Raw genomic sequence first — 14,143 nt, 5'->3', positions numbered from 1 at the left:
GCGAATCGGGGGCGCGTGACAGTCGGTCGAGAAGGGACTGCCGAGGCGTCAGAAATTCGAACAGAGCCGACGCCGAGTAGCGTGTGCCGCATGGAAATCTGGATCAACCCGGCCTGCTCCAAGTGCCGCAGCGCCATCAGCCTGCTCGACGCCGAGGGCGCCGAGTACACCGTCCGGCGCTATCTGGAGGACGTGCCGAGCGAGGACGAGATCAGGGCCGTACTCGACCGGCTGAACCTGGAGCCGTGGGACATCACCCGCACCCAGGAGACGGAGGCCAAGGAGCTGGGGCTCAAGGAGTGGGCGCGGGACGCGGATACACGTGAGCGGTGGATCTCCGCGCTCGCCGAGCACCCCCGGCTCATCCAGCGCCCCATCATCACGGCCGACGACGGAACGGCCCTGGTGGCCCGCACCGAGGACGCCGTCCGGGAGGCCATCGAGCACAACAAGGGCTGAACCCGGCACAACTCGGCTGTGACGCAGGCCACTTCACCGACTCCTGAAACCGCTGAGTAACCTCGTTCGGTATCTCGTACATAGCGGCGTACGCTCCCCTACCTCTTCAGGAGGCGCGCATGTCGCGCAGGAGAACTCTCGGCACGAAGAAGAAGATCGCGCTGCTCGTCAGTGCCGCGGCGGTGGCGGGCGGCGGGGCCTTCGCGCTGGCCACCACGTCCAACGCCGCCCAGCCCGCGCACAACGCGAAAACGCTGTCCGCCTCGGACTCGAACGTCTGCCAGGGGCTGGCCACGGCCCACGGCAACAACGACAAGTTCATCGCGGACCAGAAGGCTCATCCGGACGCGCAGTCGGCAGCCCGGATCGCCAACCGCGAGGCGGTCATCAAGCAGATCGAGGTCCAGCAGAAGGCCGCCGGCTGCACCGTTGGGGAGTCGGCTCAGGGCTCCCAGGCGGCGCAGGGCGGCCAGCAGGCCGGCGGTGGCGCCCAGCAGGCCGGCGGTGACCAGCAGCAGGCCGGCGGCGCCCAGCAGTCGGCACAGCCCTCGCAGTCCGCCGCCGGTGGCAACGACACCGGCGCCGCCGCGGCGGGCGCCGGGCAGCAGGTCTGCAAGGGCTCCACGGTCACGCTCTCCGGCGAGGGCGGCGCCCCGGCCGCGTCCAGCAGCCAGTTCCCGGCGGGCACGACCCTGAAGGTCACCAACCTGGACAACAACAAGTCCACGACGGTGAAGGTCACCTCGGTCTCCGGCAGCTGCGTGCTGCTCAACAACGCGGCCTTCGAACAGGTGCGGGAGCCGGGCAAGTTCCTCATCCGCCACGCCGTGATCGAGAAGGTGGGGTGAGGGTCAGCAGCCGGACAGGAAGGCGGTGAGGCGGCGGGCCAGACCGTCCGGTGCCGATTGCGGCAGCGCGTGGTGCGAGACGTCCGGCAGGACGCCGGTCTCCACGCGCGCCAGCACCGCGCCGGCCCGGTCCACCACCGCACGGGCGTCATGGGTCCTGCTGTTCGCGGCCACGAGCAGCAGGACCGGCACGTCCAGGGCCCGCAGCGCGTCCGGTGCCGGGCGCGGACCCGTCACCGGCTTCGTGGACGGGAAGCCCGCCGCCGCCTCCTGCAGGCGGAGCCAGTCCGGGTCCGGTTCCGTTCCCCGGGTCTCCCAGTCCAGGAAGGCGCGGACCCGGCGGGGTGAGGGCCGCAGCAGCATCGGCAGGGCGTGGAGCAGGTACGCCGCCTTGAACCCGGCCAGGCACAGGGTCGGGTCCAGGAGGAACAGGCGGCGCACCCGCGCGGGCGCGCGCAGGGCGTACTGCAGTGCGATCCAGGCGCCGTACGAGTGCCCGCCCACGTCGGCCGAGGTGAGCTCCAGGCCGTCCAGCAGGGCGTCCAGCCAGGCGGCCAGGTCGGCGACCGTACGGGGGTGGCGGTCGCCGGCCGGGGCGCTCAGGCCCGGGGCGCCGATCAGGTCGGCGGCGTAGACCCGGCGGACGCGGGCGAGGTCGGCGGCCTGGGCGTACCAGGACACGGAGGTCGCTCCGTCGCCGCCCGGCAGCAGGAGCAGCGGGGGCGCCTCGCGCGGGCCGCAGGCGTTGACGCGGGTGTCGCCGAAGGGTGTGGCGACCGTCAGCGCCTCGCGGTCCGCCGGCCATTTCGCCAGCACCTTGTCGTATGCGACCCGAAAGGCCTGCCCGTCGTATCCGGCCACGACACCGCCCCCTATTATCTCGTTGAGCAAGATATTCGCTCGGCGAGATAATAGCTTCGGAGGCTCCTCGTGCGGCAAGAAATGGAGATCGTCCACCTCCTGCGTGCGGCCGCCGTCGAACTGGGCCTGCACAGCGCCCGGTTCGCGAACCGCAATGGCATGCACGCGACGGACGTCCGCGCCCTGATCGCACTGATGGACGCGCGGCGGGCGGGCGAGGAGACGACCGCCGGGCGGCTCGGGGCGGCGCTCGGGCTCAACTCGGCGGGCACGACCGCGCTGCTGGACCGGCTGGAACGGGCGGGCCAGGTACGGCGGGTGCGCGGGCGCGGCGACCGGCGCACGGTCGTCGTGGAGGTGACGGACGACGCCGTGGCGCTCGGCCAGGCGTTCTTCGGGCCGCTGATCGAGCGGTCGGTGGAGTTGCTGCGCGGGTACGACGACCAACAGCGGGCCGCCATAAGGGAGTTCCTCGACGGGGTGCGCAAGGCCGCGGCGGAGGGCACGCATACCTCACCCGCTGACACCCCACAAGGTGAGCCGTGACACAAAACCGCCAGGTAACACGGGGTTCACATTCGGGCAATGGCCGGGAAACGGCCTGTTGACAGGCTGCCGGGCAGATCGAGCGGCGCCCCCGTGCCGCAGCGCCGCAGCACCCGCGACGACGAGTGCGCCCGACTTACCCCTAAGGATGTGGCCCCGTGACCTTCAAGGCTGAGTACATCTGGATCGACGGCACCGAGCCGACGGCCAAGCTCCGTTCCAAGACGAAGATCATCACGGGTGCACCGGCCGGTCTCGACGCGCTGCCGATCTGGGGCTTCGACGGCTCCTCCACCAACCAGGCCGAGGGCCACGCCTCGGACCGCGTGCTCAAGCCGGTCTTCACCTGCCCGGACCCGATCCGCGGCGGCGACGACATCCTCGTGCTGTGCGAGGTCCTCGACATCGACATGACCCCGCACCGGTCCAACACCCGGGCCGCGCTGGCCGAGGTCGCCGAGCGGTTCGCCGCCCAGGAGCCGATCTTCGGCATCGAGCAGGAGTACACCTTCTTCGAGGGCTCCCGCCCGCTCGGCTTCCCCGAGAACGGCTTCCCGGCCCCGCAGGGCGGCTACTACTGCGGCGTCGGCGCCGACGAGATCTTCGGCCGCGACATCGTCGAGGCCCACCTGGACAACTGCCTGAAGGCCGGCCTCGCCATCTCCGGCATCAACGCCGAGGTCATGCCCGGCCAGTGGGAGTTCCAGATCGGCCCGGTCTCCCCGCTGGAGGTCTCCGACCACATGTGGGTGGCCCGCTGGCTGCTCTACCGCACCGCCGAGGACTTCGGCGTCTCCGCCACCCTGGACCCGAAGCCGGTCAAGGGCGACTGGAACGGCGCGGGCGCGCACACCAACTTCTCCACCAAGGCGATGCGCGAGGGCTACGACGCGATCATCACCGCGTGCGAGTCGCTCGGCGAGGGCTCCAAGCCGCTGGACCACGTCAAGAACTACGGCGCCGGCATCGACGAGCGGCTGACCGGCCTGCACGAGACCGCCCCGTGGGACAAGTACTCCTACGGCGTCTCCGACCGCGGTGCCTCGGTCCGCATCCCGTGGCAGGTCGAGAAGGACGGCAAGGGCTACATCGAGGACCGCCGCCCGAACGCCAACGTCGACCCGTACGTGGTGACCCGCCTGCTGGTGGACACCTGCTGCTCCGCGCTGGAGAAGGCCGGCCAGGTCTGATCCGTCCGTCCCGCGAAGGGGGCGTCCGCCGTCACGGCGGGCGCCCCCTTCCGCCTATGGTGCGGACCATGGAGACCGCATGGGGGAAGCTGGAGCACGCGTACGGGCCGGCCGACGACATCCCGGAACTGCTGCGGGCGATGGAGTCCGAGGACGCGGACGTACGCGAGGAGGCCTCGCACGAGCTGTTCTCCGCGCTGTGCCACCAGGGGAGCGTCTACGACGCCTCCGCCCACGCCGTCCCCCGCCTCGCCCGGCTCGCCCTCCACGGCCCCGGCCACCGGCGTGAGCTGCTCTGGCTGATCGCCGGCATCGCGGACGGGAACGGCAAGCCCGCCGAACGCGCCGCCGCACGGCGGGCCGTGGCCGAGGCCCTGCCCTCCCTGCTGCACCTCGCGCACGACCGGGACCCTGAGATCCGGGACGCCATGGTCCTGCTGACCGCGAGCCTCGGCCATCCGTACGCGCTGCCGCTGCTCCCGCTGCTGCGCGCCCGGCTCGAAGCGGAGCCCGACGCGGGGGTGCGCGGGCGGGTGGTGACCGCGCTCGCGCTGCTGGAGGCCGGCGACGGCACCTGGCGGCACGGCCTGCTGGCCGACCCCGAGCCCGGGGTACGGCTCGCCGCCGCCGAGGACCTGCTGCGCACCGCCGGCCTGCCGCTGCCCGGCGAGCTGGTGGACGTCTGCGCGCGGGCGTACGCGGCCGAGCCGCACGAGCGGGACACCGGGTACTGGCCGCACCCCTACCGCCCCTTCACCGGCCGGCTCCTGGAGGACGACCCGGACGCGGCCCTGCGTGCCCTGGCCGGGGGCGTGCCGATCGCCCACGACATCACCGAGCGCTGGCGGGACCGCGAGGCAGACGTACTGCCCTGGGCGCTGGCGGAACTCGGCGGGCAGCCCTGGGAGTTGTACCGGCTGGCCCGGCTGGCCTGCGCGCTGCCGGCGCGGGCCCGTCCACGGGTGCGCGAGCGGGTGCTGCCGTACCGGGAGGCGGCCGACCCCGCCGTACGGGCTGCCGCGCTCACCGTGCTGGCCCGCACCGGTGCGGCCGAGGTGGTGCCGGAGGTGGTACGGCTGGTCGAGGAGGCGCCCGGCCTGGACGGCACCGTCCGCGCCGCGACCGCGGTGGCCGACGTGTTCGGTGCGTCGGCTCAGGAGGTGGCCCGGGCGGTGGCCGGGCGGCTCGACGTGGCCGCGCCGCGGCTGGTCGCCCTGCTGGCCCGCTGTCCCGAGGTGGCCGGGCAGGCCGTGGCCGCGCTCGCCGCGCTGGTGCCGGCGCACACCGGCCCGAACCCCGCGGTCACCGTGCTCGGCGCACTCGGCCCGGCCGCCGGTGGCGTCGGGGCGGCGGCGCTGCGGGCGGCGGCCATCGGTGACACCACCTCCCCGCCGTCGACGGCCGCCGCGCTGGCCTACCACCGCGTGACCGGCCATCCGGGCCCCGCGCTCGCCCTGGTCGATGCCGAACGCGCCGACGGAGCCTCCGGATGGACGCGGGCGGCGGCCGAACTGGGCGCCGCCGCCGCGCCGTTGCTGCCGCACGTCGAGCACCGGCTGGCGCGGGCGGGCACGGCGGCCGGCCGGGGTGTGGCGGCGCTGGCCGTGTGGCGGATCACGGGCCGCACCGAGGACACGGTGGAACCACTGGCCCGCTGGCTGGCCGGCGACGGTTCGTGGACCGCCCCCGAACCGCCCGACGCGCTGGCCGCGCTCACCGCGATCGGCCTGCTGCCCCGGTTCGCCGTGGACCCGCTGCGGCGGGTCGCCGAGTCGGCCCGGCGGGCCGGCCACGACCTGTTCGTGGAGGGCGGCCCGCACCCGGACTACGTCCTGCGGTCGGCCGTACGCGGGCTGCTGGCGACGGCGAGAGTGGTCGGCTGAGGAGGTCGCGTCCGCATGCCGAGACGGCGTTTCGGACGCGTGAACCGGCGACAAGCTCCTGATCAGGGCCTTGAGGGCGGTCCAGGGGCCCACGCAACGTCAACTTCACGCCAAGGACGCGTCCAAGCAGTGAGAGGAGGGTCCTGCCCGGCGCCGGTGTCTGCTTCAATGGGCGCATGGCCAGCTTCCAGAAGTACACCGCGACGGGTCGCCATGACCTTGAGCCCTTCTGGCCTTCCCGTCAGCACCATGACTTCGACCGGGTGTGTTGCCGCGCGACGAACGCGCGGGCCCTCTAAAGCCGTAACCCCCGGCCTTCGGCCCAGCGCGAAGCGACGTACGTCCCCCGGCGCGCCCCGACCACGAATCGCGGCCGTCGCATCAACCGACGAACTTCTCGCGCGAAAGAGCTGACCTCTCATGGCGACCACTGGTTCCCTCTCCTCCGCCTCCACCCTCACCGCCCCGGCCCGGCACCGGCTGCGCGCCGTCGACCGGGACGAGGTGGTCGACGTCGCGGACTTCCTGCCGCCGGGCGCCACCTGGCTGCCCGCCCCGCAGCACACCCTGCCCGCCCTCCCCGGCCAGCCGCCGATGGTCGGCTACCTGGTGCTGGTACCGGCCGACCAGCGACCGCCGTTCCTGCCGGTCGCGGTGCCGGACCAGCCGGATCCGGATCTGGACACGGACGCCGAGCCGCTGGTGCGGATCGACCCGGTGCGGCGCACCGCCAGCGTCGGCGGTCTCGAACTCGACCTGACCTACCTGGAGTTCGAGCTGCTGGCCCACCTGGTGGCCCATCCGCACCGGGTGCACACCCGCGACCAGCTGGTCACCACGGTGTGGGGCTACGGCCATGTCGGGGACGGCCGTACCGTCGACGTGCACATCGCCCGGCTGCGCCGCAAGCTCGGGGCCGAGCACCGCCAGTCCATCCAGACGGTGCGCCGGGTCGGCTACAAGTACACGCCGCCGACCGCGCGCTGACCTTCCCCGCTCTGCCCTCGGCAGAGTCCCGTGCCGCGTGCTCCCGGGGCGGGCATGATCGCCGGCATGAGGCTTCTGGTGCTGGGCGGTACGGAGTTCGTGGGCCGGGCGGTCGCGGAGGCGGCGCGCGAGCGCGGCTGGGAGGTGACCGTCTTCCATCGGGGACGACACCAACCCCCGTCCGGGGTACGGCAGTTGCTCGGCGACCGCACCACCCCGGACGGACTGGCCGCGCTCGCGGCCGACGCGGGCGCCTGGGACGCCGTGGTCGACACCTGGTCGGCCGAGCCCCGCGCCGTGCTCGCGGCGGCCCGGCTGCTGCGGGGCCGGGCCGCGCGGTACGTGTACGTCTCCAGCCGGTCGGTGTACGCCTGGCCCTGGCCCAGCCTGGACGGGGCCGCCGGGGCCGGGGAGTTGGTCGGGGGTGCCGCCGCCGACGCCGGTCCCACCGACTACGCGCGGGACAAGCGGGGCGGCGAACTGGCCGCCGTCGAGGCATTCGGCGCGCAGGACTCGCTGCTGGTACGGGCCGGGCTGATCCTCGGCCCTCACGAGAACGTCGGCCGGCTGCCGTGGTGGCTGACCCGGATCGCCCGGGGCGGGCCGGTGCTCGCCCCGGGGCCGCGCGGGCTCCCGGTGCAGTTCATCGACGCCCGGGACCTGGCCGGCTGGCTCCTCGGCGCGGTGGCCCAGGGGCTGAGCGGGCCCTACGACCTGATCGGCCCGCCGGGTCACAGCACCATGGGCGAGCTGCTCGACCAGTGCGTCAGGGTGACCGGCGCGGACGCCGAGCTGCGCTGGACGGACCCGGCGGTGATCCTGGCCGCCGGGATCGAGCCGTGGACCGGGCTTCCGGTGTGGGTGCCGCCGGACAGCGAGCTGTACGCCTGCGTCCACCGCACCGACGTGTCCCGCGCGCTGGACACCGGACTCGTGTGCCGGCCGGCCGCGCGGACCGTCGCGGACACCTGGCGGTGGCTGACGCGGATCGGCGGGGTGGCGCCGATGCGGCCGGACCGGACGGTCAAGGGTGTCGATCCGCAGGTGGAGGCCAGGCTGCTGGCCGGCGGTGTACCTGGCACCACCCCCGGGAAGGGGGCCTCGCACGACTGACCCCGCGCGCGCCCGTGGGCGAGACTGACGCCATGAAGACCGACACGCAGAGAGACGACTTCCGCACCCGGGCCCGGGGGGTGGTCCTGGACGCCGTGCGGGGGCTCGTCCTGGCCGTGGCGATGCTGCCCGTGGCGGTGCTGTGCTTCGCACTGACCGCCGTCTCCCTCGTGCTCGTCCCGCTCGGCATCGGCCTCTTCACGACCCCCCTGGTCCTCGACGCGCTGCGGCAGTACACGAGCACCCGGCGCAGACTCGCCTACGAATGGCGGGGGGTGCGGATCCCGGCCGCCTACCGGCCGCCGCCCGAGGGCGCCACCCCCTGGACGCGGACCTTCGCCCTGCTCCGGGACCCGCAGACCTGGCGGGACGTGCGCTGGCTGCCCGTCGACATGACCGCGGGGTTCCTCACCGCGCTGCTCCCGGCCCTGCTGCTGTACTTCCCCGTCGAGGGGTTCCTGCTGGGCGCCGGGCTGTGGCGGGCGCACCTGCACCACAGCGGCGACACGTACTGGTACGCCTTCGTGCCGGTCTCCGGCCAGGGCACCGCCTTCCTCGCGGCCCTGCTCGGCGCCGTGGTCCTCGCCGTCGCCTGGCGCCTCGCCCCGCGCCTGCTGACCGCGCACTTCCGGCTCACCCGGGCCGTGCTCGGGGGCGACGCGGAACTCGCCGAACGGGTCAGGGTGCTGACCGAGACCCGGCAGGACGCCGTGGACACCTCCGCCGCCGAACTGCGGCGCATCGAGCGGGACCTGCACGACGGGGCGCAGGCCCGGCTCGTCGCCATGGGCATGGACCTCGGCACCATCGAGATGCTGGTGGAACACGACCCCGCGCAGGCCAAGCGGCTGCTCGCCCAGGCCCGCCGGAACTCCGCCGAGGCCCTGGAGGAGCTGCGCGACCTGGTGCGCGGCATCCACCCGCCGGTCCTGGCCGAGCGCGGACTGGGCGATGCCGTGCGGGCGTTGGCGCTGCGGCTGCCGCTGCCCACGGAGGTGACCGTGGAGCTGTCCGGGCGGGCGGACGCCCCCGTGGAGTCGGCGGCCTACTTCGCGGTCAGCGAGGTGCTCACCAACGCCGTCAAGCACTCCGGTGCCGGCCGGGTCCGGGCCGACCTGCACCACCGCGAGGGCCGGCTGCGGATCACGGTCACCGACGACGGCAGGGGCGGTGCGGTGATCGGCGCCGGGTCCGGGCTCGCCGGGGTCGAGCGCCGGCTCGGTACATTCGACGGCGTCCTGGCCGTCGACAGCCCCGTCGGCGGCCCCACCCTGGTGACCATGGAGATCCCGTGCGCGTTGTCCTAGCCGAAGACCTCTTCCTGCTGCGTGACGGGCTGGTCCGGATGCTGCAGGCCTTCGGCTTCGAGATCGCCGCCGCCGTCGAGTCCGGCCCCGAACTGTCCAAGGCGCTGGCCGAGCTGGACCCGGACGTCGCCGTGGTCGACGTGCGCCTGCCGCCCACGCGCACCGACGAGGGCCTGCAGTGCGCGCTCGCGGCCCGCCGGGCCCGGCCCGGGCTGCCGGTCCTGGTGCTCTCCCAGCACGTGGAGCAGCTGTACGCGCGCGAGCTGCTCGCCGACGGAGCCGGCGGGATCGGCTACCTCCTGAAGGACCGGGTGTTCGACGCCGAGCAGTTCGTCGACGCCGTACGACGGGTGGCGGCGGGCGGTACGGCGATGGACCCGCAGGTGATCCAGCAGCTGCTGTCCCGGCGCACCGCCGAGGACCAGCCGCTCGGCCGCCTCACCCCGCGCGAGCTGGAGGTGCTGGAGCTGATGGCGCAGGGCCGCTCGAACGCGGGCATCGCGGCGCAGCTCGTGGTGACGGAACGGGCCATCGCGAAGCACACCTCCAACATCTTCGGCAAACTGGGACTGGAGGTGTCGGACGACGACAACCGGCGCGTTCTGGCCGTCCTCGCCCATCTCGACCGGGACAGCCGCTGACCTGCCAACTCCCCTGTTTCCGCGAGGAATTTGTGAGACCGGTGAACACCACTGGGGCGGCGTCCGTATGGAAGGACGCCGCTTCACTCCTGTCGGGCGCCTCGATGCTGCCCCGCAAGGAAGTCAGAGGAGTTCCATGGGACGCAACACACGAAAACGCCGTACGCCGCTGGCCACCAAGGCCATAGCCGCATCGGCGGCCCTAGCGCTCGGTGGGGGCGGGCTGATCTGGGCGAACTTCTACGCCTCGGCGCACGAGTCGAACAACCAGACGTGGGGAGGCAACCAGACGAAGGCCGCGACGGCGCAGGTCGCGACGATCTCCTGCCCGGACGTCCAGCAGAAGCTGACGAGCGTGCCCTACCGCGCGCGGCAGGGCGTGGCGACGGAGCTGGCCAACCTCGACCGGCAGGTCACCGAGGCCTACAACCGGCTCGCCTCCACACGCGACGCGCAGGCCAAGGACCCGAGCTTCGTACAGAACGCGATCGTCGGCCCCCTCAAGGAGAAGCGGTCGGCGACGATCGACCGGATCCGGATGGACATCCAGCGCGTCGGCGGTACGTTCAACAGCGCGCTGTCCCAGCTCGCCGCCTGCACCACGCAGACCGCCAACCAGACCACCGCTGGGGGGAACACCGGTGGCCAGCAGCAGAACAACGGCGGTCAGCAGCAGAACACCGGCGGCCAACAGCAGAACAACGGTGGCCAGCAGCAGGGCAACACCGGCCAGCAGGGCAACGCCGGGCAGAACATCGGCGGGCAGGCCGGCAACGGCCCGGTCGCGGCCGACTTCGTCGACATCACCAAGGTCGCGCCGAACGTCCAGGGCAAGCCGCGCCGGCAGCAGTCCGCCTCGACCGGTACGTTCACCACGCGCTGCGGTGTCAACGCCAACAAGAACCACAACACCGACAACGTGATCGTGGCGCCCGGCGTGACCAACGGCGCGCACCACCTGCACGACTACGTCGGCAACCAGAAGGTCAACGCCTTCTCCAGCAACCAGACGTTCCTGCAGGGCGGCACCAGCTGCCAGAACAGGAACGACCTGTCGGCGTACTACTGGCCGGTGGTCCGCGTCCAGGACGGCAGCCAGGACTTCGACCAGAACGCGGACGGCGGTGGCAAGGAAGGCAACGTCGGCAAGATCCTGACCCCGGTGCAGGCCCAGATCAAGTACGTGGGCAGCCCGGCGAGCAAGGTCGTCGCGATGCCGCAGTTCCTGCGCATCATCACCGGTGACGCCAAGACCACCACCAACGGTCTGGCGAACGCCAACGCGCACTGGAGCTGCACCGGCTTCGAGAACAAGGTCCAGCTGACGCAGCAGTACCCGATCTGCCCGCAGGGCAGCAACGTGGTGCGTACGTTCGCCTTCCAGAGCTGCTGGGACGGGCAGAACATCGACAGCGCCAACCACCGCACGCACGTGGCCTTCGCGGACCCCGCGAGCGGCGTCTGCCCGAACGGCTTCAAGGCGATTCCGCAGCTGACGATGCGTCTGGTGTACCAGATCAACCCGCCCACCATCCAGAACGGGCAGGTGAAGAACGCCTACGCGGTGGACGGCTTCCCGGAGCAGTTGCACAAGCCGGCCACCGACCACGACGACTTCATCAGCGTCACGACCGGCGGCCTGGCCAACCGGATCGCCAACTGTGTCAACAACGGCCAGAACTGCGCCTGATCACGCCGTGATCGGCTGATCCGGGCCACGAACGAGGCCGGTGACGGACCCCCCTCCCGTCACCGGCCTTCGCCGTGCCCGCGCCCGGTGCTCACCCGTGGTGCGCGTGGTGGTCGGTGCCGATCTCCACGTCCCCGCCGAGTGTGCCGCGCAGCGCCTTGACGACCCCGTCGTCGCCGACGGCGACCCACTTGCGGCCGACGAGGTAGAAGCCGCCGTAGTCCTTCGCGTCGTTGATCCACTCGCGCTGGCCGCGGTCGGTGGCGAAGGTGGCGAGAATGAACTTCCCGTCGCCGTTCCTGCAGATCGCCTGGCGGATCTCGTCGGCGTCGGTCTGCATGTTCGGCTTGCACTTCACCTCGGCGGCCAGGCTCTCCAGACTGCCGGTCGCGGTGGGCGGGACGCTCTTGGCGTCCCCGCCCGAGCCGCACCCCGCCAGCGCGAGTACGGCGGCGGCGGCCGGCAGCAGTCGTGTCACCCTCATCTGTTCCTCCGGTCCCGGTGGGCCAAGCATGCCTCAGCCCCTTCGGATACGGCTGTGGGCCGCCGCGCGCTCAAACCGGGTGCCACACCGTCCGGCCGACCCGGAAGGGTGAATCACCCGTCCGGGGGTGACCAACCTCCGGCTCGTTCGTTCTCCCGGACGTGCAGTCACAGGATGTAGCCCAGCGTCACGCACCCGCCTCCGCCGAAGGAACCGCCCCGGTCGACCTGGAACAGGCCGAGGCCGCGCTCGTCGAGCACTATCCACGGCTGGTCCGGATCGCCTACCTGGTGCTGCCACCGGGCCTCGGCCGCAGCCGCAGGGTGCTGACCGCACACGCCCTCGTCCAGCGCTCCCTGCCCCGGGGCCGCGGGCGGCAGTCCGCGATTCCGGCCCAGGCCTCGGGCGGCGAGGGCGACCCCGGGTACACCTTCCTGCGGGAGCGGATCCTGTGCGCGGCCCTGGAGGCGGCCCGCCCCCGCAAAGGCCTGTCCCGGCTCGCCCAGCTGCCGCCGCCGCTGCCCCAGGTGTGGGGCCTGAAGCTGTTCCCGCGCTCGGGGGGCGCCGACGAACTGGCCCTGGACCAGCGGCTGTCCGCCCTGTCCGGCCCGGCCCGCGCCGCCTATGTGCTGCGCGGGCTGGAGCAGCTGCCGGACGCCGGTATCCGCACGCTCCTCAGCGCCGCCGGGGTGGACGACCCGGGCGGCGCCCTGGCCGCCGCGAACAGCGTGCCCACGCAGCCCGAGCTGCTCTCCTCCCCCGAGTTCGACCCCTGTCTGCTCCAGGCCCGGCCCACCGACCTGATGCGCCGCCGCCAGCACACCAAGGCCGCGCTCGCCGCCGCCGCGGCGCTCGCGGTGTGCGGGGCGCTGGTCGCCGTGCCCCGCGGCGGCTGGGGCCCGGACGGCGCCGCCGCCCCCGCCTACGCCGGGAATCCGGCCGCCGAGGCCGCCCTCGATCCCGGCCGGCTGATCCAGGTCGCCCCCACGGCCTGGGAGTCCGCCGCGCGCACCGACTTCTCCGTGTGGCCCGCGCGCGGTCCGCTCACCGGCGACACGGACCTGCTGCGCCGCGCCCTGGCGGTGTGGGCCCGGCCCGGCGGGACGGTCCACGTCTCGGCGACACCCGGCACCGACACCGGCGGCCCGGCCGGCCCGCCCCAGCTCCTGTACGCGGGCCAGGTCGACAACGCCCGCGTGGTGATGCTGTACGACGGCCTGCGCCTGGCCCGGTACGCCGAGCCGGTCGACGGCACCCAGGGCGCGGCCCTCGACCTCGCCCGCGCCGACGGCGCGAGCGGCGCGGAGGCGAGCGCGCTGGTGCTGGGCCGCTCGGACGGCAACGTCCAGTACCTGACCGCGCCCTGGGTGAAGCGGGCGGCCTCGCGGGACCTGATGAAGCCGGACTCGCCCGCGGCCCCGCTGAGGATCACCGACGGCGTCACCGCCCCGCTGGCCAGCCCCGCGCTGCGCCCCGGCAACTGCACCTCCTGGACGGTGCTCCAGCTGACCGGCGCCACCGGTACCACGCTCGGCACCGACCTGGGCGAGCTGGTCCCCGCCCACCTCACCGCCGGCGGGCCCACGTCGCCCGGCGAGGCCTCCGGGGCGGCCGGGCTGCGGACCTGGGCGCCGTTCGCCTGCTCACTGTCGGTGGAGCGCTCCGCCGGGGTGCGCCGGGTCAACGCGTGGGCGTTCGCCGGCCAGCCGCTGCCCGACGGCAGCGGGACGGCCGACTGGGTGTGCACCAGGGCCGAGACCTGGCGCGGTGACGGCACGGGCGCGCTGGCCCAGTTCCACCCGCCGGGCGGGCGGGGCGGGGCGGTGGTCGCCAAGGGCACGGACGCCCGGTCCTGCGGGCCGCGCGAGCCCCATGTGCTGGCCGGGGTGCTGTGGAAGTCCGCGGCCGGGCACTGGTATCTGCTGGCGGCGGGCGACAGGGACACGGCGACGATCCAGGCCGGGGGCGGGGTCACCGCCGCCGGGCAGGGCCCGTTCCTGGTGGCCAGGGCCAAGCAGGGCGCCCGGGCCGGCCTGAAGGGCACCCTGCAGGACGGGCGGTCCGTCACCGGGCTGCAGTGAGAGTGGCCCGGGTTTGCTGACACCGGCGTAAACAAGGTCTGCCGCAAGGGGTT

General features: G+C 73.4%; 13 protein-coding genes. 11 read left to right on the top strand and 2 right to left on the bottom strand.

Annotated elements, in window-relative coordinates; translation table 11 throughout:
* Positions 1 to 90 precede the first annotated feature (90 nt).
* Positions 91 to 459, top strand: a complete 369-nt coding sequence (locus IE244_RS04245) for an arsenate reductase family protein (RefSeq protein WP_191871231.1) — start codon at positions 91 to 93, stop codon at positions 457 to 459.
* 119 nt (positions 460 to 578) lie between these two features.
* On the top strand, positions 579 to 1,307 hold the full coding sequence (locus IE244_RS04240; RefSeq protein ID WP_191871230.1) for an SCO2207 family protein: 729 nt from the start codon (positions 579 to 581) through the stop codon (positions 1,305 to 1,307).
* Positions 1,308 to 1,310: 3 nt separating this feature from the next.
* Here IE244_RS04240 and IE244_RS04235 read toward each other — a convergent pair whose 3' ends face one another.
* Positions 1,311 to 2,168, bottom strand: a complete 858-nt coding sequence (locus IE244_RS04235) for an alpha/beta fold hydrolase (RefSeq protein ID WP_191871425.1) — start codon at positions 2,166 to 2,168, stop codon at positions 1,311 to 1,313.
* Between the two features lie 81 nt (positions 2,169 to 2,249).
* On the opposite strand from IE244_RS04235, the gene IE244_RS04230 reads away from it, so the two are divergent.
* The 8 genes from IE244_RS04230 to IE244_RS04195 all read left to right on the top strand — a co-directional run bounded on the left by IE244_RS04230 (position 2,250) and on the right by IE244_RS04195 (position 11,525).
* On the top strand, positions 2,250 to 2,714 hold the full coding sequence (locus IE244_RS04230) for a MarR family winged helix-turn-helix transcriptional regulator (protein ID WP_191871424.1): 465 nt from the start codon (positions 2,250 to 2,252) through the stop codon (positions 2,712 to 2,714).
* Between the two features lie 158 nt (positions 2,715 to 2,872).
* Entirely contained in the window at positions 2,873 to 3,904 is a 1,032-nt protein-coding gene (gene glnII, locus IE244_RS04225) for a glutamine synthetase (RefSeq protein WP_191871229.1), read from the top strand.
* Positions 3,905 to 3,972: 68 nt separating this feature from the next.
* On the top strand, positions 3,973 to 5,787 hold the full coding sequence (locus IE244_RS04220) for a hypothetical protein (protein ID WP_191871228.1): 1,815 nt from the start codon (positions 3,973 to 3,975) through the stop codon (positions 5,785 to 5,787).
* Positions 5,788 to 6,207: 420 nt separating this feature from the next.
* Entirely contained in the window at positions 6,208 to 6,774 is a 567-nt protein-coding gene (locus IE244_RS04215; RefSeq protein ID WP_191871227.1) for a winged helix-turn-helix domain-containing protein, read from the top strand.
* A 66-nt stretch (positions 6,775 to 6,840) separates the two neighbouring features.
* Positions 6,841 to 7,887 carry an NAD-dependent epimerase/dehydratase family protein gene (locus IE244_RS04210; RefSeq protein ID WP_191871226.1) on the top strand — a complete coding sequence of 349 codons (1,047 nt, stop codon included), beginning with the start codon at positions 6,841 to 6,843 and terminating at the stop codon, positions 7,885 to 7,887.
* A 32-nt stretch (positions 7,888 to 7,919) separates the two neighbouring features.
* Positions 7,920 to 9,194, top strand: a complete 1,275-nt coding sequence (locus tag IE244_RS04205; protein WP_191871225.1) for a sensor histidine kinase — start codon at positions 7,920 to 7,922, stop codon at positions 9,192 to 9,194.
* A complete protein-coding gene (locus IE244_RS04200; RefSeq protein WP_191871224.1) occupies positions 9,179 to 9,835 on the top strand; it encodes a LuxR C-terminal-related transcriptional regulator in 657 nt (218 codons plus the stop codon). The genes IE244_RS04205 and IE244_RS04200 overlap by 16 nt, the downstream gene beginning before the upstream one ends.
* Before the next feature lie 136 nt (positions 9,836 to 9,971).
* Complete coding sequence (locus IE244_RS04195) at positions 9,972 to 11,525, top strand: DUF1996 domain-containing protein (protein ID WP_191871223.1); 1,554 nt, start codon at positions 9,972 to 9,974, stop codon at positions 11,523 to 11,525.
* A gap of 91 nt (positions 11,526 to 11,616) precedes the next feature.
* Here the strand turns inward: IE244_RS04195 and IE244_RS04190 are convergent, their stop codons facing one another.
* Positions 11,617 to 12,009: a hypothetical protein gene (locus IE244_RS04190; protein WP_191871222.1), complete on the bottom strand. Its 393-nt coding sequence runs from the start codon at positions 12,007 to 12,009 to the stop codon at positions 11,617 to 11,619.
* Between the two features lie 161 nt (positions 12,010 to 12,170).
* Here IE244_RS04190 and IE244_RS04185 point away from each other — a divergent pair, with 161 nt between their 5' ends.
* On the top strand, positions 12,171 to 14,090 hold the full coding sequence (locus IE244_RS04185; protein ID WP_191871221.1) for a hypothetical protein: 1,920 nt from the start codon (positions 12,171 to 12,173) through the stop codon (positions 14,088 to 14,090).
* Positions 14,091 to 14,143: the final 53 nt, after the last annotated feature.

The sequence above is a fragment of the Streptomyces filipinensis genome (assembly GCF_014649495.1).
Lineage (GTDB): Bacteria > Actinomycetota > Actinomycetes > Streptomycetales > Streptomycetaceae > Streptomyces > Streptomyces filipinensis.
Note: the sequence above shows the minus strand (reverse complement) of the source record. Positions and strands in the feature narration are given on the sequence as shown.